A 23292-nucleotide genomic window follows, 5' to 3' on the forward strand; every position below is an offset into this window, starting at 1 on the left:
TAACTAGCTCAATACTCTGAAGGGAGTAGCACGACCCCATTCTGGAAGTAGAGCCGAAGTTGTTTGAGCGGAAAATCCGTAAGTGGAATCCGTTGGGAGACTGCGACATCGTCAGTATCCCGCTCACAGAGCATGGTAGCTGAACCATCATCGTGAACGATGAGCTTCCAGAATTGGATCTGCTGGAGCATAGGATCGAGAGCCACTTGCGGATGCAACTGCCACGCAGCAATCACATCGATAATCCAGTACCCCCCGCCTCGCTCCGCCATGTACTGTACACCATCGGTATACAGCACGCCTAACGGGTGCTGGTAGTACTGTGATGTACCGGTAAACTGCGAAAGCTCGTCTTCAGTCAGCGAATATGATGGATTCGCCATCGGCTAAGACCCTCTCTACACGCAAAGGACATTCCTGCTAATACCGCAGGCCCATGCGGAAGATAAAAAACCCTCGATAGGAAAAACCGTGGGGCTATCTACCCTGCATGGTCTCCTGGCCCAAGAAGCTACAAGCCGACTTCTACCCGTGTCGATATGGTGCGCAGTGAAAATAACGAAATGGGCGGTGGTGGTTCAAGGAAAAAGTGAGCTGTCTAGCCTATTTGCAGGGAGCGCCACTACCCGCCTGTTGGGATGAAAGGTGGAGAGGCCATCTAAAAACTCCTGGAGAAACTTTGGGGTGATCCGACTCTGCATCCGCACTGCGATCGCCACTCGATTCCCAGGCGTCAGGCCCACTACTATCGTCGCTGGGGGAAACAGCGGCGAGACAAGCCCCAGTTGCCGGGTAGTCCGGTGGGTCACCAGGTAAAGAAGCGATCGCCGGGACAACGACAATGACGACACTTCCCCACCCTTGCCTCGCCAAGGAGGAAACAATCGGTCAGTAGAAGAAGTGACGCGGAGCCGCTCGGCGTGTGCTGCAAAAGAAGTAAGACCTAACCCGTCGAAGAGCACTCGCCGCACCGTATCTGGTGAAGGGGGATGGGAAGAAGGAAGCACCTCCCGCAGTTCGCCAACTAGCTGGGGGATCGTCCAGATGGGAGCCTTGTTATTACCATGGCCCACGAGCCGGCCAAGCAGCCGCGCCCCATCCTCTTTCCCTATACTCCAGGGAGGCCGGCCGACGGGGCGCTTAACCCGAGGCACGTCCTTTCGTCTCTCCGTCGGTGCCGGGGGGAGGAGCAGCGCCATCACCTTATCAAGACTAAGCCCCAGACGCTGGCAGATTTCCGGGGTTGTTACTAAAGCGGCATGAAGCGCCTGCGCCTTCTCGCGTAAGCCGCAGCAGCAGCAGCCATGATTCATACCTTCACCAACTATCGAGCAGCCAAGTAATTTTGCGGCAAAGTCTACGGGTGTTCCACGCTTCTGTCACCCCCAAAGCCCTCTCAAAGGAGCGCTAGATAGATGCATTAAGGTCGTAATTTCCGCCTCTTAGCGTGCCTAAGACAACCCCTCGGATTTAGCGCCGCCATGCCTATAAAAAGAGCGTGGAACACTCCTAGAAACACACGAAGATCCAAGCTCCCGCCACTTATCCACGGGCTCGACCAGGAGCACCCCCTTCCACCGGCTCTACAAACCCCTATCCCACTAATAGCACTCACCTTTCTCTTCCCAATCGCAGGCTACCCGTGCTACCGTCTCTCTCGGTTGGCTTTTTTACGGTTCATGGGGACATACCCGTGAGCTGTCTTTTTTTCTTCGCGGGTGTGTCCCCGCCTTTCTTTCTCCCTCTCGTCGCTACTACTTTTGGGCGACACAGGCCCTCTGAGCCCAAACTCCCCCGGTCTGCAACTATCTGTTATCTCGTCACTTTTTCCTGTAAATTCCTCACCCTATCGGGTAGCCTCCATACCCAGGGGCTGTGTCTACCAGTTCGCTTAAACAGAGCAACGAGGCAGCTGCCAGATCGTGTGACGGTGGAGCCCGGTAAACCTTGGCAATATTACCAAGCCAAGGCTAAGGGCGTGGGATTAACCACCCACAACCCACTGCACCTTCGCGCCAGGTGCCTCGAGAGGGGCTTGCCTGTGCGTAACGAGGGCTTGGGAGACTAATCCCTTACTAGAGTGAAGCAGCGTCTTCCGGAGTAAGGAGTAACCCTTCCATTCGACTCGGTGATTTTTTGGCGGAAGGGGCCATCCCTTCGGTTGTTTTCTTTGAAGGTTGGCGACCAGGGAATGCCTTGCGTCAGAGCGACGTCGTAGTCGTCGCTTGTGCGTAAGGTCGTGGCAACCTGAAGGCTCCACTCCTCTAAAGGGGGATAAGAGTCGTAGGGAATAGCAGTCGAAGCGGTGAAATCCACATCGGGCCGCCGATGTGCGTCGGGTTACACCCCGACTAATCCGTGGTACGGGACGAGCTGTAATGGCGCGTAACGTATCCCAGGGCCGGGAGGCTGGGCACAGTAATGTGGCCCACCGGAGGAGAATGGTAACTTCGGGGACTCTGGAAATCAGAGCCGCTAAAAAGCTCAACGGTGAAAGGGGCACCAAGTTCACACAAATGAACCATGCCCTTCCTGGTAACTGCGTGAGAAGCTGATGCCGAACTGCAAAAACGGTGCGTGCTTGTAAGGGGGAGCTTTCCGCTTTCTGCCCCCGAAAACTGCAAGGTGAGTGGGTAAGCCACCAGCACGATTACCACTGCGGATAGTAATCCGCTAGCGACAGGATCTCACGTGGAACGATTGACACGAACTGGGGAAGGACTTCGAGGCTGGCGGGTGGTTCCCGCAAAGGTTAGTCATGCCCGACTAACGGTCAAACCTCAAAGTCTGGGAGCGTGGCGCAAGTAGGTGGCCCCACTCGATATCGAGTGGGGCGTGTCAGCGGGGGAGTAGGCTGCTCCCAACGACATTCTGGATGCGGGGTGGTAGCCGCATCTTTTTAACAGACTACGAAAGCGCTGAGGGGTCTCACACGATCGGTAGTTCATCTCGCCGCTTCTGGGCTTACCAGGCACTCTGAAACACGGGTGCCTGGTAAACCAGCACGGCCATTAACAATGACGACTACTGTCTGCTTATTGCAAAGGAAGGCATATGGCGAAACGGAAACTCGAAAAGACAGCTCACTAGCTAGCAACCAAGACAGTTCAAACAACTGTTGTTTTTCAAAGCAAAACGGAAACAAACCTTGTCTTTTAGTTTTTCTAACTGATTGAAAAGACGCGGTTTGTTACTGCTTATAGGAAAGTGGATCCGGACGGCTCGACGCAAAGGTTCGAGTCTCTGCCCACCCGACATACGCACGTACGTATGGACGGACGCGTGCCCGCAGGCCCTGTCTGGTCTGCGTGTGGCTATCGTTAGTTCGTTAGTTCGTTCGTTGAAGGGTGGGCATCCACGGGTTCTATAACGGCTTTTGGTTGGTTGAGCCTATCAACCAACCCTCTTTTGGTGATGCCTAATTTTACAGGGCTATCTCTCTCTACTGTATGGAAGCACGTACCCTCGGCGATTTTCTCCGCCGCATCGCTATCGACTACGTCCGTCACGGCTGGTTCCGATACGCCGTTAGGACCATTCCCCAGGGGAAAGACATGCTGACGATCGATGCCAAGATGAAAGCTATCTACGGGGTCACCTCATGCCGCATGACCCGGATGCGCTGCCGAAAAAAGGGCATCGCCTCTGTCCAGTACCTACGCTTTGGCCACGCGTTCGTGCTCCTCGCAACCGAGGGGCATCAGGACGCACTTGGCCGCATAACAATGCGGGATATCAGGGAATCTCCGCTTCACTTCGGCGGGTATTCAGTTGGTCTCGCCCGGGGCACAGTCGTTGTAGAAGTCGAGCGCAGAGTCTGGCAGGAAGCTAGAACGAAGCTCCAGAACATGTCGCTTATTGGCAAAGAGCCTCTTGAAAAGGCACTCGCGTCCCTCCCCTTCTATCGGTTCCCCGGTGTTGTGCGCCAGAAACTAGAACTTCTTCGCGCCATTAATCTGAAACGGAAGGCAGCAGGCCTTCCCCTGCTAGCGATAGAAGCAAGTCAAGTCTTCCCGCCACCTCCTGCGGGGAATAGACCGTACTTGAGGAAGTCTCGCTGCGGGTGATGCACCGACTACTTTAGTAAAATATAATTTTCAATACTTCCTATTTTCTAGAAAATATTTAATTTCTGTTGTGAGGCTTGATACCAGCAGCTATCAATCTAAGGCCTTCAGACTCTTTTTAATTCATAGAAACTATTTTCTATAAAATAGTTAATTATAGATGACCGTTTCCTCCCTACCAATTAAAACCCCTATTTACGTCCAAAAAGGTCCAGTGGGTGCTGAACCCGTAAATGCCACTAGAATCACTTCTAGCCTTTGCCCCTATCCTACCCCTAGGCCCAAGAGAAATCGGCGACTACAAGGCCGCCTAGAGCCTCAGAATTTTGTTAGCTCTACCAATCCGAGGAACTCCCGCCCTTGGGAAACCAGAACTGATCCAATTGGGTACAGTTGGGCCCAATCGAGTACGGTTGGGCTCTTCTGAAATCCAAAGCGTTGCTTTTGCCCCTGTCACTCCCATGCGTGTCTCTCTCAAAAGCTATTTTCTAGAAAATATATTATTTTGCACACCTGGCAGAGCCCTACAGACTAAGTACCTTAAAAGCCTGCCTTTCTGCTATTCAGACACACCTTCGTGGCCAGAGAGTATTCCTTGCCTCAAGGAGGAGCCAGCTAAGAAGTTAAAAGGTTTTATAAGTTAAAGAAACGCGCGCGCGAAGTTAAGGGATCCAAAATCATCTCTAACTACCTGTAATCACTTCGATAAAAATCACCTCTGGTGGGTGAAGTACCGAAGTCACCTCCGCCCCTGGTGGGTGAAGTACCGAAGTTTAAGCGCTTGTTGGTGGGTGAAATACCGATACAATTCACAGGTTGTTCACATGATACCAACAACATATCCACAGCCCGAAGGCTCCTGCCGATGGGCCAGCTCCTTGCACCAAAACGAAGGAAGCAACGCATCTACATAAAGCCTAAAGCAACCTTACACCTAGAATCTACAAACTATTTTCTAGAAAATAGTTTGTAGATTCATTGTTGTGCGAAGGTTTCCGCACCTCACAGTAAGCTAGAAGCCACAGCAACAGAGGCTTTTGACCAGGTCTTAAGTTTCTGCAATATATTTTCTAGAAAATAGAAGCTATGTCTTGCTGCCCTCCTTACCGCCTTTGAGCTTATAGATCGAGGAACTGTCTGATAGCAGCTCTTGCCTGCGCTCGCTCACTTCTACATTGAAACAGTACCGAATCTGATGGCTCATCAAAGCTAAGAAGATAGCCGGGTAGATGGTCGGCCTCACAGATATTCCTCGCCATGCGCCGAAACTCTTTGAGAGAGGAGCTAGAACCGGATTTCTTGTGTAGAAGAGCGAGTCCTACCTTCCACTGTGGCTGGCTGCCGCAGTGCTTGCGGGCAAGCTCATACAACCGCCGCTCTAAGCCTTTCCCCAGGCGGAAGTAATCGCGGTGCAGGGTAAGCACCTCTTGCGAGCACACTGCTTGAAAAAGCCACTCTGAAAGAGTCACCTCAACTGCCACCATACGGGCATGATTGGGACTCTTCTCAATAATCCGATAACTTTCGATTAACCCAAACCCCTCACGGAACCGGCGGCCACCCACCACAATATTGGTGAAAATCTTCGTCCCCGTAAGCCGCTGGAAGGCCTGTTCCAGGAGTTGGTAGCTTCGTCCCCCAGTATCGCGGTTAGTAGCGACCAAAAAATCATAGGCCGTGAGGCGTACCGTTCTACTCACGTCACGCTTACGGTTGATAGCCTCCGTAAGCTGGCTCACACAATAGATCAGAATGTCTTTGTCAAAGATTGTCGCAAGCCCAAGCACGCTCGGCACAATCTTAACCGTATTTCCGTTGTGCTCGTACAGCCGAATGCGCGTATCAGGGTTTTTCGCCAGCGTAAAAAGCGGATGCTCCATACTGCCCAGATCGTCTTTTGGCGCAGTATCGATGATGTCGCACACAAAAAAATCAAGCTGGCGGTGCCGATCAGGAAGGAGACTTCTATGAGCCATAGTGCGATCCCGTTGGCGAACCTTTAGGTGGAGACACCTGTTGCAGCCACTCACTATGAGGTACGGCCCATGCCCTGTCTATGCAACTTCTATTTTCTAGAAAATATATTCTGTGTTGTAGAGTTTATTTTATAGTTTATAATTCCTATGTTTGGCCTTCTATCTACCGCACTTCTTTAAGGAGCAGGGCCGTGCCAGCACATACCATTGCCGTTTTTAACGCCAAAGGTGGGGTAGGGAAAACTTCTACTTCGTATAACCTCGCCGTTGGCCTCCACCGGTTCCACGACCTGCGCGTACTACTAGTTGATATTGATCCGCAAGGTCACGCTGGTGTCGCGCTCGGCGTTAACATTGCCGATCTACAGCACCGTATTGACGAGGTGCTGCAAGAGAAAGCCTCTATCAAAGACACAATCGTTAAGACCGAAGCAGGGGTTGACGTAGTCCCCTCAAATATTCTCCTGGCTGAAGCGGAGATTCCCATCTCTGGTCTTCATGGCCGCGAGGTGCTCCTAAGAAGGGCTGTTTCCTCAATCATCAATGAATATGACGTAATTCTGACCGATTGCCCTCCAAACGTAGGCATTCTGTCGGTTAACGCTCTTATGGCCGCTAAACAGGTGCTCGTTCCAGTCGATATGAGCTACCTAGGCCTCTTAGGGATCCCTGTCATTGAGAGAATTCTGGGCTTGATCCAAAACCGCCTCGAACATCCAATTGAGATTTTGGGAGTGTTAGCGACTCGCTATGATAGCCGCCTCAATATTGCCAAAGACGTGCTCGACTCCCTCGAAAAACATTTCGGTGATCGCCTATTCGAAACGGTGATCCCTGAAACGGTCAAGATTCGAGAGGCTCCTAGCTTTCAGGCCTCCATCTTTGACCACGCTCCAGGTTCCTCTGGAGCCATGGCCTACCAGCAGCTAACAGAGGAGGTTATGAAGCGTGTCAGATAAACAATCAGCCAAGAAAAGGTCCGGGTTAGGAGATAGCCCTCTTAGCCTGTTCTCACCAACGACTGATCCAGAGGAAAGGGTACCTGTCCAGGTTGAGCCCGAACCAGAACCGGAATCAGAGCAGCCAGTGGAGAAGGTCGTCTCCATTGCTAAACCAAGTGAGCTCCAAAAACCACTACAGCCCCCTGCCTCGCAGGAAACAACGCCAGAGTTTTTGGTGGGGGTCGAAGGAAGTGATAAGGAGTCCATTGGTCTTCAAGTAACACGCGATGTCAATGACTGGCTCGATGAGGTAGTCAAAGAAGGCCGACGCAAACACGGCAAGAAACTTAAAAAACAGGTCATCATCCAAGCTGGTATCGAGCTACTTCGCTCGATGCCAGTCGATTGGACGGACATTGGCGACCTAGACGAACTGCGAGCTAAGCTCAGTGAACTTAAGGAAAATTGCAGAGGAAAATAGAATTTATTTTCCATAATCTATTTTCTAGAAAATAGATTATGGAATGTGGCTTTTCCCAATCCCTCTTACGCTTCCTCAAGCCACAATCTCGTTGTCTCCCTCAAGCTCCGGTACGTGCCCCCACCCAAAATAAGGTGATCGAGCGCCGACACCCCAATAATCTTAGCCCCTTCAAGGATCTGTCTTGTAAGAGCCATGTCTTCTGGGCTCGGTTCAAGGCTCTCGGAAGGGTGATTATGCGCAACGATTATCCGTGCTGCCCCAACCTTAAGCGCAGCCTGAAAAATATCCCTCGGCTGCGCAAGGGTCTCTGTATCAGTTCCTATCGTGAGCACTTTCGTTGCTAGGATCTGATGCCTAACGTTGAGGCACACCACAGCAAAATGCTCTCTGGGCTCCCACATGAGATACGGGGTAAGCGCTGCTACTGCAATTGCCGGATCGTCCACCACAGTTTTAGGAAAAGGTGCTCGGTAAAACACCCGTTTCCCAAGTTCAATTGCGGCTACGATACCAGCTGCCTTCGCTGGCCCTACACCAGGGATGTGGAGCAGCTCCTCAAAGGTAATCCTCTGAAGCCGGTCAATACCACTATCAGCAGCAGCATCACCACCACCTTCATGGAAGGCACCGATAATCGCGTGGGCTATCTCAATGCTTGAAGGGCCTGGAAAACCCTGACCGGGGCCAATGAGGATAGATAGAAGCTCTGCGGTGGAAAGTGCTTTGGGACCAAGGTGAATGAGCCGCTCGCGAGGGCGTTCTCCTAAGGCCATGTCTTTCACGCGGAGCGTGTACTCTGGCCTCGACAAATCTGCTGCCGCGTAGTGGTGAGCTTCGTCGCTCGTCGTATTAGGAGTACTCCAGCGTGAGAAATGCTCAAACTCTAAGGGAAGGGGAGAAGGGGGATCGAACGCAACGAAGTCTGGAGTTTGCCCAGTCATTTATTCATGCCCCGCGTTTCGTTTTGCTCTTCTGGCGGCGTCTTAAGCACAGCCTCAACAAGCCAAACAGTAAACTGCTCTCGCTCCCGCTGTGAAAATCGCTCAAGCTCCTGGAGCAAGGCCTTAAACCGAAACCGTAACAGGAAATATCGCTGGTCTTCTTTCGGCACCTCGCTGAGCACCTTGGTCACAAACGCTTCCACCCGGGCATTATCAACACCATCCCCTTCATCAATAGTTGCCGGTCCCTCCGCATCAAAGAGACAGAGCTGCTCGGCATCATCGTCGTCGGGAGCGGGAGAAATGGAAGACTGGTGCACCACAGTGATTTATCAAAAGACGAGCCCATTCACTCGCAGTAGAGCTAAGCCCTTCAGCTAGTAGGGGTTATATCGCCTCAACTAACTACTCGTTCACTGCTCTATGAACTGCCTTGAAATAGCTAGCATGGAGCCCTAGCTAGCGCCAGGAAATTCTGTGTTCGGCATGAATATCTACGTCTCCTGGCGCCACCGACAGCGCGTGGCTCGGTGCTTTAGGCAGATTCTTTTAGCTCTAGCCTGTAGCTTTGCCTACACTAAGAGGCCATTGACCTCAGCGAGCGCTTTCTCTTTCACATCAGGTGGTAGCTCTCGCCAGTCCATACCCGCCTCTGCTCCAAGAAGCGCCCACAAAAGGTTCGTTGTCACTTTGCCTGGATGACGATCTCTTACTTGCATCCAGGCCGAAGCTGCACCGCCAACACGATTGAGGTCTTCCGCCGTGTATACCTCAATCTCAGCGAGCCACTCGCGAGAAACCGGTCCAATATTTTTCATAAACGCGCGCGCTCTTGCAATTTTGGTTAATGGGCATTCTAGGGCAACGCTCATCACAATAGGCAAAATCCATAGCCCGCACTTGCTTCTCATCCATCACAGAAAAACCAAAGGGCATCCTCTACCGAACACCGCTCGACAACACAGGAGCGTTCCAAAACAAAAAACCCACCGGCACCGCTGGCTTGCTGGAGGTTCGCGCTTAAAGTGCATCTACCTTGATATGGCAGTCGCCGCTGTCGGTCTATAGTGCTCAAGTCGAGGGAGACGATCGCTGGGGTGGTACATGTGGCTCAGGCTGCGCTGTCATGCTGATACTGTTAGGCCCTAGGAGTTGCGCGATCTGGCCAGACTATGATGCCCAAACAAAAACCCCCACGGGCTAGTGGTGCCGGTGGAGGTTAGGGTGCATCTACAGGACGTTCTCAGGAACTCGCTGCTGTGGTTAGGGTGCCCCGGTCGCTGGGGCGCGGTAGCCGGGGCAGGATGCAATCGGCCAGGTGGCTTAGTCGGTGGAGCTGACGCGCTTGCAGGCATAAACATTACCTATTGAGCCCTCAGCGATCGGTATTATCTAGTTGTGATTCTCTAGGTATTAGCCGTCCGACCTACTCCCGCTACATTGCTCCGCAACGTGATTTCAACCAAGAGGATGCCAAATCTGACCCGCTCTCAACTATCGCGCTATGGCATCGCTGGTCTCAGCGTTTTACTAGCAACCCTGCTGATGTTGCTGCTAAACCCTATGCTGGCCATGACTCAGAGTCCTTTTCTGTTATTCTTTGGCGCTGTTACGGTCAGCGCTTGGTCTGGCGGCCTCGGTCCGGGCCTGGTTGCCACGGCTTTATCTGGGTTGATTAGCACCTACTACTTTATCCCGCCCCTTTATTCCCTCTCTTTCAACTGGTCCAGCGGCTCGCGGCTGGGTTTATTTTTACTGGAGGGTGTGCTCGTTAGTGTCCTCGCTGGCAAACTGCGGGCGGCTAAGCACCGGCTTGAGCGCACGTTGTCAAAGCTACGGAGCAGTGAAGGGGAATACCTGCGACTTGCCACGCAGTCGCAGGAACAGGCGAAGACGTTAAGAGCAATTTTCTCCGCGTCCGTCGACCATATCTACGTTTTTGATCAAGAGGGGCGCTATGGCTATGTCAGCGATGGTGCTGCTCAGGTACTTGGTCTTTCACCCGATGCCTTGCTGGGCAAAACCTGGCGAGACATTGGTTTACCCGCTGCGCTCATGGAGCCAGTGGATGCCCAGCGAAAGCAGGTGATATCTACCGGGCGGTCGCTCAAAAGTGAAACTGATTTTGTCACAGGGAATGGGGTACGGTCCTACGAATATATTCTTACGCCGCTGAGTACAGCCTCATCAACACACGCTGTAGTGGTCATTTCTCGCGATATTACCGACCGCAAGCAAGCAGAAGCCGAACGTAAACAATCGCTGCTGCGAGAGCAAGCGGCCCGAGCCGAAGCGGAAATGCAGCGAAATCGGCTGCATTCGCTCTTGGTGCAAGCCCCAGCGCTTATCTGTATCGATCGCGGTCCTGAGCATGTCTTCGAGTTTGCCAATCCGCTTTACTCTCAATTGGTAGGGCATCGTGAATTAATTGGACTCACGGCGCGAGAAGCCTTCCCTGAATTGGAAGGACAAGGTTTTTTTGAACTGCTGGATCAAGTGTTTGAAACCGGCCAACCGTTTGTGGGCAACGAAATTGCTGCTCAGTTTGACCGACAAGGCAATGGCACGCTCGAGGAAGGGTTTTTTAACTTTGTCTATCAGCCGCTTTTCGACGTTAACGGTGCGGTAGAAGGGATCGTTACCTTTAGCTTTGAGGTCACCACTCAAGTTGTGGCCCGGCGGCAAGCCGAAGCGCTAGCAGAAGATTTAAGAACACAACAGATTGCGCTGAAGAAAAGTGAAGCCCGCTTCAGTCGCTTAGTAGAAGCCAATATTATTGGCGTCCTTTTGGCCGCACCTAACGGCACCATTCTGGAGGCGAATGATGCCTTCCTCAAAATAGTGGGTTACACCCGTGAAGACCTGAAAAATGGCTTGATGCATTGGGGTGAGATGACCCCATTAGAATACCGTCAACAAGACGAGCAAGTATTACAGGAACTGGCGAGCACTGGCAGTTGTGCCCCGTTTGAAAAAGTATACATCCGCAAGGACGGCAGCCATGTGCCTATTCTACTCGGTGCCGCACAGCTCGAAAGCGACGAACTGGCTTGGGTTTGTTTTGTTTTGGATCTTACAGAAAGTAAGCAAGTTGAGGTCTTACTGCGCCAACAAGCGGAGGCTTTAGCCCAGGCCAATCGACTGAAAGATGAGTTTCTTGCGACCGTTTCCCATGAATTGCGGACACCCCTAAATGCGATGTTGGGTTGGGCAACCATGCTACGTGAGAAACAGCTGGATGACGCCACTCAACAGCGCGCGATCGAGACGATCGAGCGTAATGCTAGAGCGCAAAACCAACTGATTAATGACTTGTTAGATGTCTCTCGGATCATTACTGGCAAACTTCGCCTAGATGTGCGTCCTGTTGCGCTGGTTTCGGTGCTGGAGGCGGCGATCGATTCGATCCGGCCGGCCGCAGAAGCCAAGGGCATTCGCCTGCAAAGTCTTCTAGACCCGGCTGCGGGACCCATTTCTGGCGACCCAGACCGGCTTCAGCAAGTATTTTGGAATTTGTTGTCGAATGCCGTGAAGTTCACCCCGAAATGCGGTCGCATTCAGCTTCGCTTAGAGCGCATTAATTCACACGTTGAGATCACAGTCAGCGACACCGGACAGGGTATCAGCCCCGAGTTTCTGCCCTATGTGTTTGACCGCTTACAGCAAGCGGACAGTACCACCACTAGAACTCATGGTGGGTTGGGGTTAGGCTTAGCGATTGTACGGCATTTGGTTGAACTTCATGGCGGACAGGTTCATGTGGCGAGTGCGGGGGAAGGTAAGGGAACAACTTTCATAGTTAATTTACCCATTACGATCTTTCGACCCGAACCAGCTACTAGTGAACGTGTGCATCCGACGGTCTGCGATACGGCTCCTTTCATAGACACACCCAGCCTGGCTGGGATCAAGGTTTTGATTGTCGATGACGAAGCTGATGCCCGAGAGCTTCTAGCTACACTGTTGAGGCGAAGTGGGGCCGTGGTCACCATTGTGGCATCGGCGCAGGAAGCGTTGGCTACCATCACCCAAAGCTCGTTAGAGCAAAGACCTGACATCTTGGTGAGTGACATTGGCATGCCCGAGGTAGATGGATATACGCTGATGCGGCAAGTGCGTGCCCTAACGCCAGAGCAGGGAGGCAGAATGCCAGCCATTGCCCTTACCGCTTATGCACGTACGGAAGATCGCATCAAAGCATTGGCGGCTGGCTTTCAATCCCATGTCCCCAAGCCAGTAGAGCCCGCTGAATTTATTGCAGTTGTGGTCAACTTAAGTGAGCGCTTGTAAGGGCTCGCAATCTTAGCCAGTGGGTCAGCACCGACCAAAATAAATCCCACCAGCCAGTGCAGCTGGTGGGAAATTCTCAGGATGTATCGCAAATATGCTGAACCTAGGTTGCCCCAATTGGTCGAGGGTCGCGCAGGGGCAAGCCGGATGGCTTAGATGTGGCCTAAAGCACGCACTAAACAAGTCTTGCTTAAATTAAAACGTCTATCTTGGGGATGATTTATATTTCCGTCAGAGTCGAGTTGAATGGATTTACCGTTTATGTATACGGCTCCACCCTCAATGAAACGCGACGCGAGCGGAAAGTTTGTGAACAATTGGGATCAAGAGACCAAGCATCGAGTCAGCTTATCCCTAACCCACACAGCTTGGCGATCGCTCGATCAAGCGGCGCAACAGCGAGGTACGTCTCGCTCCGAAGTGATTGAACGGTTTGCCCGCAGTTTGGAGGTGAAGGATAGCATCAACTCCAACGGCAGCTCCAATGGAGAAAGTCCTCAAGTTGTGAGGCTGCAAAACCAACTGCTTGAGCCACAGCAGAGCCAGGCGTTAGCGGCGCGGTTAGCCCATACCCCAGGTCAAGTTGATCGGGCAACAGAGCTTAAAGTCGTCACTATTTTAGAAAGCATCACCGATGCGTTTGTGGCCTTTGACCGCGATTGGCACTACACCTACGTCAACCAGGCCGCCGCCCAAATTTTGCACAAAACCCCTGAAGAGCTGATTGGCAAACAGGTTTGGAACGACGTTTTTCCTGAGTTGGTGGGCGGGGTGGCCTACCAGGCCATGCATCGGGCGATCGCTGAGCAAATTCCGGTAGCCTGGGAAGAGTTCGGCGAGCCTCTTCATCCCTGCCTGGAGGCAAAAGCCTACCCTTCATCGGAGGGTCTCACAGTTTATTTTCGAGATGTGACCGAACGCAAACAGGCCGAGGTAGAACGAGAGCGATTGCTCCGCGAGTTAGAAACAGAACATGCCCAGTTTGAAGCAGTGCTACGCCAGATGCCGGCGGGCGTGCTGATTGCCGAGGCCGGGTCTAACAAATTAGTGCTGGCCAATGAGCAGGCGAAACGAACGCTGGGCTGTAGCTATGAGCAGTCCTACGAACTAGAAGCCTATGTACCCATCACTCCCTATGAAGCGTTTCGCCCCGATGGGCAGAAGTATGCGCCCCATGACTATCCCCTGCCGCGATCGCTGAGAGCCGGTGAAGTCATCATCAACGAGGAGATAGAGCTCCGCCAAGAAGACGGTCAGCGGACTGTAATTAGCGTCAGTTCAGCCCCAATTTTGGATCGGCAAGGGCAAATTTTAGCGGCTGCCGTCGTGTTTCAAGACATTACCGAACGTCAGCAAACCGAAAGGCTACTCAGGCAGCAGGCTGAAGATCTTGAAAACCAGCAAAAATGGTTAGAAGCCGTTCTCGATCTAATGCCAACGCCAACGGTTTTTGTTGAACCAGACACCGCAAAAGTCATTTTTGCCAACCGAATTGCGAATGAGTTAGCCGGGGGAGATTTACCCAAAAATAAATCCTTAGAGGAATATACCGACGCCTATTACTGCACCAATGCCCAGGGCGATCGCATTGCCCCCGAGCAAATGCCAGCTGTACTAGTTGCCCGGGGGGAGCGCTTACAAAACTATGAGATGAACTGGCATACCCCCGACGGCGTTCGGGCCACCCTCTGCTGGGGAGAAACCATGCCCGCCATGTATGGGCATGGGGCGATCGGCATTGGCATGTTTCAAGATGTGACCCGCCTCAAACAAATTGAGGCGAACCTACGCCAGACCGAAGAGCGCCTACAGCTTGCCCTCTCATCAGCCCAAATGGTCGCTTGGGATTGGGATGTAGAAACAGATCAGGTCGTCTGTTCTCCCAATGCCCAAGAAATTTGGGGCATGGAGGTGGGCACCGCAGACGAGTTTCGGGCTCCGATTCACCCAGACGATCGACTCCTGCTGATGCAGGCGACCGAGCAGGCCATTGTGGGCGATCAGTCCTTTGCCCAAGAGTATCGAGTGGTCGCTGCCGACGGTGAAGTGCGCTGGCTTAAGGCTCAGGGGCAGGTTTACCTCAACGAAGCTGGGCAAGCGGTACGCGTGGCCGGGGTTTCAATCAACATCACCGAGCGCAAGCACATCGAAGCCAATCGCGAGGCCCTACTGGCAGAACTCCAGCGCAAAGAACAGCAGCAGCAATTTTTGATTGAGCTAAACGATGCCGCTCGCACCCTGCAAGACTCAGAGGAAATTGTCTGGCAGGTCGTTAACGCCACCGGTCAGCACTTCAACGTCACGCGCTGCGCCTACGGTGAAATTGATGCCGCCCAAGAGCACGTAATCGTTGAGCGCGACTACTGCAATGGCGTCACCAGCGTGGTGGGAATCCACCAGATGGATTCGTTTGGGGCTGACATCATCGCCGAGCTCAAGCAGGGCAAAACCATTGTGGTCGATGATGTCGATCGCGACCCTCGCACCAGGACCAGTGCGGCGGCCTTTGCCGCCATTGAGACCCGGTCGCTGCTCTGTGTGCCCCTGGTAAAGCGCGGGCGGTTTGTTGCCATACTGGTGTTGCATCACGTCACGCCACGCCGCTGGACGGCCGACAACGTGGCCATGATAGAGCGCATTGCTGAAAAAACCTGGCTGGCCGTAGAGCGATCGCGGGCCGAAGCCGAACTGCGTGAGAGCGAAGCACGGCTACAGCTCGCCCTCAACATTGGCCGCATGGGCACCTGGGAATGGGACATGCAGGCCAATACAATGCGTTGGTCGGCGGGGCATTTCACTATCCTGGGTTATCAACCCGACGAATGCGAACCGAGCTACGAGATGTGGGCCAGCCGCACCCATCCCGATGACCTGCCAACCGCTGCGGCAAAGCTCCAGCAGGCGATTCAGGAGCGCACCGAGTACTATCACGAATATCGCCTGCGCTGGCCCGATGGGACCATTCGCTGGGTCGAGGCCAGGGGGCAGTTTTCCTACGATGTTCAGGGCCACCCCAAGCAATCCATCGGCGCTGTCATCGACATTACCGATCGCAAGCAGGCCGAAGAGGCCCTGCACCAAGCACTGCAAAAGCTCAACTTTCACGTTGAAAATACGCCTATGGCCGTCGTCGAGTGGAATCGCGACTTTCGCGTGACTCGGTGGTCGGCAGGCGCAGAGCGCATCTTGGGTTGGCAAGCGGAAGAAATGCTGGGCAAAACGTTAACCGAGATCCCGTTTGTCTATGAGGAGGATTTAGAACCCGTTGCTGACGTCTGCCGCCGATTGGTCTATGGCGAAGAACCCCATATTCTTTCCTACAACCGCAACTACACCAAAGATCGCGCCGTTGTCCACTGTGAGTGGTACAACTCCAGTCTCAAAGATGAATCAGGACAGATGACCTCAGTCTTGTCTCTAGTGCTGGATGTCACCGATCGCAAGCAAGCCGAGCAGGAGCGCGAACAGCTGCTCGAGCGAGAACGCGTGGCTCGAGCCCAGGCCGAAGCCGCCCAACAGCAGCTGGCCACCCTCGTTGACGTCTCCCCGGTTGGGCTGGCGCTATTGGACAGTGAGCAGCGCTTTATCGCCATCAACGAAGCCCTGGCTGAAATCAATGGGTCATCCCGTGACCATCACTTGGGTAAGTCCGTTGCGGAGCTATTTGGTGCCTCTGATCCCGCCATCGTTGACGTTATTGGCCAGATTTATGCCACAGGTGAGCCGTTTATCTCGCCCAGCCTACCCGTCAATATACCTGGGCGTGACGATCGCCGCCCTGGCTACTACAACGTTCACTATCTGCCAACGTTTGACTTAAATCACCAGATAGAAAGACTTTTAGCCTATGTTGTCGATGTCACCGAGCGCGTCAAGTTAGAGCGCGCCCAGCAGTTTCTGGCTGAATCGAGCGCCGTGCTGGCCTCGTCTCTAGACTACCAAACCACCTTAGAGCAGGTGGCCCAGCTCACCGTACCGAAACTGGCCGACTGGTGTACGGTTCACATTGTGGAAGAGGACGGCGCGGTCGACCAAATTGCCGTGGCACACGTTGACCCAGCCAAGCTGGAATGGGCTTACCAGATTCGAGACAAGTATCCCTTAGATACCGATGCAGAGCGCGGTGCCGCCCTGACCCTGCGCACCGGACAGCCAGACCTGGTGCCTGAAATTCCCGATGAGCTGTTGGTTCACGCTGCTAAAGACCCTGAGCATTTAGAGATTTTGCGGCAGGTGGGCTTTAGCTCAGTGATGACGGTGCCGCTGCGCACTCAAGACCAGGTGGTCGGCGTGATCTCGTTTATCTCGGCTGAGTCGGGCCGCCGCTACACCACCGCAGATTTGCAGCTCGCCGAAGAGTTGGCGCATCGGGCTTCCCTAGCGATCGAAAATGCTCAGCTCTATCGGGCCGCTCAGCGTGATCGCACCAAAGCCGAAACCGCCAACCGTATCAAAGACGAGTTCTTGGCCGTCTTGTCCCATGAGTTGCGATCGCCCCTGAACCCGATTTTGGGCTGGGCCAGACTATTGCGCAGCAGACAGCTGTCTGCGGCCAAAACAGACCAAGCCTTAGAAACCATTGAGCGCAACGCCAAACTCCAGGCTCAGCTGATCGAAGACCTGCTCGATGTTTCCCGCATTTTGCAGGGCAAGATGACCTTGAACGTTACCCCAGTAAACCTAGTCACCACCATTGAAGCGGCAGCTGAAACCGTGCGCCTGGCGGCTGAAGCCAAACGGATTCACATTCAAACCACGCTGAATGCGATCGCGGGCCAGGTTTTGGGCGACACCAACCGACTCCAGCAGGTGATCTGGAACCTGCTCTCCAATGCGGTCAAGTTCACCCCGGCGGGTGGGCAAGTCGCCCTCACCCTAGAGCAGGTTGACGCCTATGCTCAAATTCAGGTGCGAGACACCGGCAAGGGTATTCATCCAGCCTTTTTGCCCCACGTATTTGACTATTTCCGTCAAGAAGATGGCACCACCACCCGTCAGTTTGGCGGCCTCGGCCTGGGCCTGGCGATCGTGCGTCAGCTCACCGAACTGCACGGCGGGATGGTGGCGGCAGACAGCCCAGGACAAGACCTCGGCGCAACCTTTACGGTGCGGCTCCCCCTCAACCTGGAAGGGCAGGATCAGCCGTCGCCCGCTGAACCGTTAAAGAAAGCAACCGACTTAACCGGGCTACAGATCTTAGTGGTTGACGACGAGGCCGACATGCGAGAGCTAGCGTCTTTTGTTCTCAGCCAGGCGGGGGCTGAGGTAGCGGTTGCCGGCTCAGCCCTGCAGGCCCTCAATCGGCTGAATCAGTCTATGCCCGACCTGTTGCTGTGCGATATCGGCATGCCAGAGATGAATGGCTATGAACTGATTCAGCAGATTCGCCAACGGCGTCACGACCAGGGTGGCAATATTCCTGCGATCGCCCTGACGGCCTACGCAGGCGAGGTCAATCAGCAGCATGCTCTGGCCGCTGGCTTTCAGCTGCATTTGGCCAAACCCATTGAGCCAGACCTACTGGTGAGCACGATCGCTACGTTAGTGAAGCCTCAATCGCAAGAATGCTAGGGCGTGTTTTAGGGACCTAGAGCTAGAGGCGTCAGAACGTTCCCAAGGTGGCTTTAAAACCAAAATCCATCTGCGCTGCGAGGGAAATAGATTGCCTGTTACCTTTCTGTTCATGGTTGGCGAGCGCCATGAGGCGGCCCTGTTTGAACCGTTGATGGAAAGAAGGAGGTTAAAGGCCTTAACGTTGGGCGACAAGGTAACGCTCGAATGTGGAGTTAAAAGTAGCTGGGGAACCTGGGGTGCCCTACGTCACCAAGGGCACGGCTGATGTGAACCTCAAGATTACGGTGGAGTGTTCATTTTCCAAGGAAGGTTGAGGCTCCAGCGCCTAGGAGTAGCCCTGGATCAGGGCGCAGAGTTGCCTGCGCGCAATTAACTCATCTGGCTTACTCCACACCTGTACCCACAACAAGCCCTGAATTAGTTGAGTGGCAATTTCCCAGCACAGTGGTGGACAGTTTTTGGAGCGTTTCACGAGAAAGATTGTGATGCTGCTCTAGGACAAGGGGCAGCTACTTTGTTAGAACAACAATTCCGTACGGGAATATACTTTCCTGCTATCTAAACTTTCCTTACCTGCAACAAGCAAAAGGGTAGGAGATTAAGGTCATCAACCGATTGGCAAAAGATCCAAAGCGAGAATTTTTAGGTACGCTGGAGATTCTGCCTAAAACCTTAAATATATCAGAGCTTTTGCGGAAATTTATCCTAATAAATTAATTGCATAAACGCTCTTTGCAAGACCCTCTGATTATATAACATCGCATCGCTAGAGAAGCTTATATTCTTTTAGGAGCAACTTTAGTATGCTCAAGATTTGTTAAAAACGGATAAAAATTTAACGTTCTCGTCCCCCGCTTCTAGGAAGGCACACTCACAAATTTTGCCTGTGTACTTTAGCAAATAAGAGAAAATATCCATCTAAAGCGTGACGTTAAAATTTATTAACTAAGTCAAAGTTATCAATGTAATTGTGTTAATTTTCTTTTCCTGTTGTCTTTAGGTAAGTCTCTCAAATGTGTGGCTCTCAAACCTTCCGCATACTTATTGTGGATGACATCATTGATAACTTATTTCTGCTACAAACTCTCTTAGAAGCAGAAGGTTATCAAGTCGATACAGCAGATAATGGTAGGGCAGCCCTTGTAAAAGTAGAAGCCTCGCCACCTGATTTGATTTTAATGGACGTGATGATGCCTGACATGAATGGATATGAAATAACTAAAGAGATTCGCCAAAATCAGAATGTGCCATTTATTCCTATTTTGATGGTAACTGCCTATGAAGATGCTAATGATATTCAGGGGCTGGCGATGGGCGCAAACGATTTTATTCGTAAGCCAATAGAAATCGATCTTCTTTTATCTAGAGTTGCGGAATTTTTACAGTTTAGACAACAAGCCACATCTTCTTAATATTTAAGGTTGTTGAAGAATATAGGAGCTAAGCTAGAAACAATCTGCTAAGCCTAATTTTTAATTTACTCAAGTTCGGTCTCAACTAAGACAACCGTTGTCTTGTGCCCTATAAGCCCAAATTCGAGCTCTTTTCCAATATTTACCTCAACGTGATAGGTCTACGTTCCCCCTCCTAATTAATAGCTTTTGATCCCATCTCCATCCTCGACAAAATAAACTCGTTGCTTATGATAAAATTTGGGTGATCCCATTATAAAAATGCCCTACTTGATACTTTAAAAAACATATCTCTCGTTAATGGTTTATTGCTTAAAAGCATATTCAGACTCTGCCTGAATCTTTGAAGCCACAGCAACACTCACCTCTTTACAGAAAGACCTCTGCTTCTTCTCTCTGTACTGGGCTAGGGGGTCAACAGGTTAAAATAGTTACGGCAAGATTACGATATGCGTAACAACCTGAGTCCTGAATTCACAAGCTGATGCTGAGCCTTAACCGAAATAATTTGAGCTATGGTGCAGCCGCACTCATGTTCACTCTCACCTTTCTGATCGTTTTTTCAGACTGGTGGAGTCCGCTATTTGCAGCAAATGGGTTTATCCCTCATGGGCATTGCTACCTGTGGAAGCCAGGGTTAGTTTGGCTACATTTACTCTCAGACTTATCGATTGGCTTAGCCTATGTGGCTATCTCAGGCACTCTTGCTTATCTGGTTTATAAGACCCGCCGAGAAATCCCATTTCACTGGATGTTTCTAGCATTTGGGTCCTTTATTGTGGCCTGTGGCAGCACGCACTTTATGGATGTCTGGACGCTGTGGCACCCGACTTACTGGCTTTCTGGAGCCCTGAAGGTAGTAACGGCAATAGCCTCCGTAACCACCGCCATAATTCTGCCGTTTCTAGTGCCCCAGGCGCTGGCCTTGATCGAGTCAGCCAAACTTTCTGAGGAGCGGCGATCGCACCTCGAAGTAGCTAATAATCAGTTGGAGTCTCTCAATGAACAGCTCAAGGAAGTCGATCAACTCAAAACTCAGTTTTTTGCCAATGTCAGCCACGAACTGCGCACCCCCCTCGCTTTAATCTTGGGGCCAGTGGAGAAACTGTTGCACCAGGCCAATTTGAACCAGGAGCACCGTCTCGATCTTGAACTCGTTAACCGCAATGCCCGGCTGTTGCTTAAGCAGGTTAATGATCTTCTGGATGTCTCCAAACTAGAGGCTGGTCGTATGGTACCGACTTACGAGCAGATCGATGTAGCGCAACTAGTGCGCTTAACGGCAGCCAACTTTGACGGCTTGGCTGAGGAAAAGCAGATTACTTTTACCACTGATGCCCCTGAGACTTTGCAAGCACAGGTCGATGGGGTCAAAGTACAGCGTATTCTGCTCAATTTAATTTCTAACGCGTTTAAATTTACTCCCAACGGCGGCACGGTGCATTGCCAGTTAACGACTGATCACGCTCAAGTCATGGCCAGCGACGGGAGCTTAGATGAGGGATTCACCCAAGGTGATCGCATTATTCTCTCAGTTCAGGATAGCGGTGCAGGCGTTCCAGCAGCGCTACGGGACACTATTTTTGAACGGTTTAGCCAAGGGGAGAGTGGCACTACTAGGCGCTTTGGTGGCACGGGCTTGGGTTTAGCGATCGCCAAAGAATTTGCCGAACTCCAAGGTGGCACGATTGCAGTAGGCGATGCCCCCAGCGGCGGTGCCCAATTTACCGTTCAGCTACCGCTGCTGGCTCCTCACCCTAGCGTGGTGAGGGCGGCTGTACTTGATTGGGGGCAAGACGCAGAGCTTGCCGCTCTCATGGCCGAAGAGCTCCGCTCGATACCCCAGCCCGACGCTTTTGGGCCAGAGCATCCCTTGAGTGAGCCTCTGGTGCTCGTGGTAGAAGACAACCCAGAAATGAATCGGTTCATCACGACTACGCTGGCCTCAGAGTATCGCATGGCTACCGCTGTCAACGGGCAAGACGGGCTGGAGCAGGCAATTGCCCTACGGCCCGATCTAATTCTCAGCGATGTGATGATGCCATCTCTTGGCGGCGACCAGCTGCTACAGCAGTTGCGGACTTACCCGGAGCTCAATGCTACGCCCGTAGTCATGCTGACGGCCAAAACCGACGATGAGCTACGCGTGCAGCTGCTGCGCCAAGGTGCCCAGGATTATCTAACGAAACCCTTTTCGGTGGAGGAGCTCAAAGCACGGGTCGGTAATTTGACTGCCGTAAAGCGGGTACGTGACCGACTACAGCAGGAATTGGTCAGCCAAAGTCACGATCTAGAAGCCCTAGTAGACGAGGTCAGCCTGCGCCGGCGGGAGCTGCAAGTGGCCCTCAACGCCCTTCGACATCAGGCAGAGGAACTAGAGCAGGCCAATCGCTTAAAGGACGAGTTTTTAGCAATCGTCTCCCACGAGCTCCGCACTCCATTAAATGCCATTTTGGGCTGGGCACAGGCGCTGCAAACGCGCGAGTTTGACGCCACCACCAAAGCTCTTGCCCTACAGACCATTGAGAGCAATGCCCGTTTGCAAACTCAGCTAATCAATAACCTTTTAGATGTTTCCCGGCTGCTGCGGGGCAAGCTACTGCTTAAGCGGCAGGCTGTGGACTTGAAGCCAGTTATTGAGGCAGCAATTCAAGTGGCGCAACCCGATGCCCAAGCTAAGTCTATTCAGCTCAATGCTCATCTAGATGAAGCAGCAGGTGAAGTGTTGGGCGATCACGATCGCCTACAACAAATCATCGAAAATCTTCTTTCGAATGCGCTCAAATTCACGCCAGACGGCGGACAGGTAGAGATCCGCCTAGAGCAACAATTAAAGGGAGCAAAAATCACCGTCAGCGACACGGGTTCAGGAATTAAAGCTGATGTTATTCCTTACGTGTTTGACTATTTCCGTCAGGCCGATAGTTCAATTACTCGTTCGTTTGGAGGTTTGGGCTTGGGCCTGACCATTGTGCAACAACTGGTTGAGTTACACGATGGCAACATTGCAGTAGCAAGCCCAGGGGAAGGGTTAGGTACTACTTTTACCATCTGTTTACCGTTACTAGTAAATTCAACACCACCGTTGTATTTGCACTAATTGAACGTGCGTCGCTGACTGAGCGCGTAGAACTTCTACCACAGAGGTCACTGTCATAGTCAGTCTTTCCGCCTGCTTCGAAGCTATAGCGGTGGCCACTGCGCTTAGGACTCGAATCACGACCACTAGCAAAAACTGGGGCAGCGCACTGGCGGATAGCCATCGCTTCAAAGGGTTATGCAAAATGTCCTAACCAATCTGGCGATGGCTATATTCCCTCTTTTGTTACTCCCGCCGGAGAATAGCTGAAATGGCGGAAATTTGTTCAGCATGGCTCGGGTAAATTGATGAAAACTGAGAGTAAACAACATAATCTTTATTCCCCTTCCAAAGTGATTAAAGAGGGATATTACCTTGCGTTGGTGCTAAAGGCCATGTATGACGCTCAGCGCGCAGGTTAAAATCGAGAAGCTGGATCACTTGGGGTTAGTAGTGGCGTTAGTGGAGGAAATTGAGCTACTAGCGCGAGCCGAAGTGGCACCGCCTGTGGTGAGGCGCAATGTTTAG

14 protein-coding genes and 1 pseudogene are annotated in these 23292 nt (G+C 52.3%); 9 read left to right on the top strand and 6 right to left on the bottom strand.

Annotated features, from left to right (window positions below; all coding sequences use genetic code 11):
* Positions 1–8 precede the first annotated feature (8 nt).
* Together H6F57_RS26315 and H6F57_RS26320 are read right to left on the bottom strand one after the other, a co-directional pair.
* Complete coding sequence (locus H6F57_RS26315) at positions 9–383, bottom strand: DUF6876 family protein (protein WP_190632209.1); 375 nt, start codon at positions 381–383, stop codon at positions 9–11.
* A gap of 195 nt (positions 384–578) precedes the next feature.
* Positions 579–1199, bottom strand: coding sequence for a hypothetical protein (locus H6F57_RS26320; RefSeq protein WP_190632211.1), 621 nt, complete (start codon positions 1197–1199; stop codon positions 579–581).
* Positions 1200–3449: 2250 nt separating this feature from the next.
* Here H6F57_RS26320 and H6F57_RS26325 point away from each other — a divergent pair.
* Positions 3450–4067, top strand: a complete 618-nt coding sequence (locus tag H6F57_RS26325) for a hypothetical protein (protein ID WP_190632212.1) — start codon at positions 3450–3452, stop codon at positions 4065–4067.
* 1118 nt (positions 4068–5185) lie between these two features.
* Here the strand turns inward: H6F57_RS26325 and H6F57_RS26330 are convergent.
* The gene (locus H6F57_RS26330; RefSeq protein ID WP_190632214.1) at positions 5186–6043 is read right to left on the bottom strand and encodes a replication initiator protein A; all 858 of its coding nucleotides are present in this window, start codon (positions 6041–6043) and stop codon (positions 5186–5188) included.
* 191 nt (positions 6044–6234) lie between these two features.
* On the opposite strand from H6F57_RS26330, the gene H6F57_RS26335 reads away from it, so the two are divergent.
* Both H6F57_RS26335 and H6F57_RS26340 read left to right on the top strand, forming a co-directional pair.
* Complete coding sequence (locus tag H6F57_RS26335) at positions 6235–7002, top strand: ParA family protein (RefSeq protein WP_199294928.1); 768 nt, start codon at positions 6235–6237, stop codon at positions 7000–7002.
* Positions 6992–7465, top strand: a complete 474-nt coding sequence (locus H6F57_RS26340) for a hypothetical protein (RefSeq protein ID WP_190632217.1) — start codon at positions 6992–6994, stop codon at positions 7463–7465. Before H6F57_RS26335 ends, H6F57_RS26340 begins: the two co-directional genes overlap by 11 nt.
* Positions 7466–7530: 65 nt before the next feature.
* Here H6F57_RS26340 and radC read toward each other — a convergent pair whose 3' ends face one another.
* The 3 genes from radC to H6F57_RS26355 form a co-directional block, all read right to left on the bottom strand.
* Positions 7531–8409 carry a DNA repair protein RadC gene (gene radC, locus H6F57_RS26345; protein ID WP_242043006.1) on the bottom strand — a complete coding sequence of 293 codons (879 nt, stop codon included), beginning with the start codon at positions 8407–8409 and terminating at the stop codon, positions 7531–7533.
* Complete coding sequence (locus H6F57_RS26350; protein WP_190795051.1) at positions 8406–8732, bottom strand: hypothetical protein; 327 nt, start codon at positions 8730–8732, stop codon at positions 8406–8408. Before H6F57_RS26350 ends, radC begins: the two co-directional genes overlap by 4 nt.
* Before the next feature lie 249 nt (positions 8733–8981).
* On the bottom strand, positions 8982–9281 hold the full coding sequence (locus H6F57_RS26355; RefSeq protein ID WP_190795052.1) for a TfoX/Sxy family DNA transformation protein: 300 nt from the start codon (positions 9279–9281) through the stop codon (positions 8982–8984).
* A gap of 598 nt (positions 9282–9879) precedes the next feature.
* Between H6F57_RS26355 and H6F57_RS26360 the strand changes: the two genes are divergently transcribed.
* From H6F57_RS26360 to H6F57_RS28175, 6 genes and pseudogenes are all read left to right on the top strand, one after another.
* Positions 9880–12699 (top strand): PAS domain S-box protein, encoded by a 2820-nt coding sequence (locus H6F57_RS26360; RefSeq protein ID WP_190632223.1) that lies wholly within the window; start codon positions 9880–9882, stop codon positions 12697–12699.
* 282 nt (positions 12700–12981) lie between these two features.
* Entirely contained in the window at positions 12982–18270 is a 5289-nt protein-coding gene (locus H6F57_RS26365; protein WP_190632225.1) for a PAS domain S-box protein, read from the top strand.
* 190 nt (positions 18271–18460) lie between these two features.
* Positions 18461–18587, top strand: a pseudogene (locus H6F57_RS28505) (CU044_2847 family protein); the annotation flags it as partial.
* A 732-nt stretch (positions 18588–19319) separates the two neighbouring features.
* On the top strand, positions 19320–19685 hold the full coding sequence (locus H6F57_RS26370) for a response regulator (RefSeq protein ID WP_313933707.1): 366 nt from the start codon (positions 19320–19322) through the stop codon (positions 19683–19685).
* 802 nt (positions 19686–20487) lie between these two features.
* Positions 20488–22785 (top strand): ATP-binding protein, encoded by a 2298-nt coding sequence (locus H6F57_RS26375; protein ID WP_199294930.1) that lies wholly within the window; start codon positions 20488–20490, stop codon positions 22783–22785.
* A gap of 378 nt (positions 22786–23163) precedes the next feature.
* A complete protein-coding gene (locus H6F57_RS28175; protein ID WP_277874308.1) occupies positions 23164–23292 on the top strand; it encodes a hypothetical protein in 129 nt (42 codons plus the stop codon).

Source organism: Leptolyngbya sp. FACHB-60, from assembly GCF_014695775.1.
Taxonomy (GTDB): domain Bacteria; phylum Cyanobacteriota; class Cyanobacteriia; order Phormidesmidales; family Phormidesmidaceae; genus Nodosilinea.

Excerpts from the sequence above, each read along its gene's own strand:
- H6F57_RS26315 (WP_190632209.1), bottom strand. The coding sequence starts at position 383 with ATGGCGAATCCATCATATTCGCTGACTGAAGACGAGCTTTCGCAGTTT.
- H6F57_RS26320 (WP_190632211.1), bottom strand. The coding sequence starts at position 1,199 with ATGGCGCTGCTCCTCCCCCCGGCACCGACGGAGAGACGAAAGGACGTG.
- H6F57_RS26325 (WP_190632212.1), top strand. The coding sequence starts at position 3,450 with ATGGAAGCACGTACCCTCGGCGATTTTCTCCGCCGCATCGCTATCGAC.
- H6F57_RS26330 (WP_190632214.1), bottom strand. The coding sequence starts at position 6,043 with ATGGCTCATAGAAGTCTCCTTCCTGATCGGCACCGCCAGCTTGATTTT.
- radC (WP_242043006.1), bottom strand. The coding sequence starts at position 8,409 with ATGACTGGGCAAACTCCAGACTTCGTTGCGTTCGATCCCCCTTCTCCC.
- H6F57_RS26355 (WP_190795052.1), bottom strand. The coding sequence starts at position 9,281 with ATGAGCGTTGCCCTAGAATGCCCATTAACCAAAATTGCAAGAGCGCGC.
- H6F57_RS26360 (WP_190632223.1), top strand. The coding sequence starts at position 9,880 with ATGCCAAATCTGACCCGCTCTCAACTATCGCGCTATGGCATCGCTGGT.
- H6F57_RS26365 (WP_190632225.1), top strand. The coding sequence starts at position 12,982 with ATGAAACGCGACGCGAGCGGAAAGTTTGTGAACAATTGGGATCAAGAG.
- H6F57_RS26375 (WP_199294930.1), top strand. The coding sequence starts at position 20,488 with ATGGATGTCTGGACGCTGTGGCACCCGACTTACTGGCTTTCTGGAGCC.
- H6F57_RS28175 (WP_277874308.1), top strand. The coding sequence starts at position 23,164 with ATGACGCTCAGCGCGCAGGTTAAAATCGAGAAGCTGGATCACTTGGGG.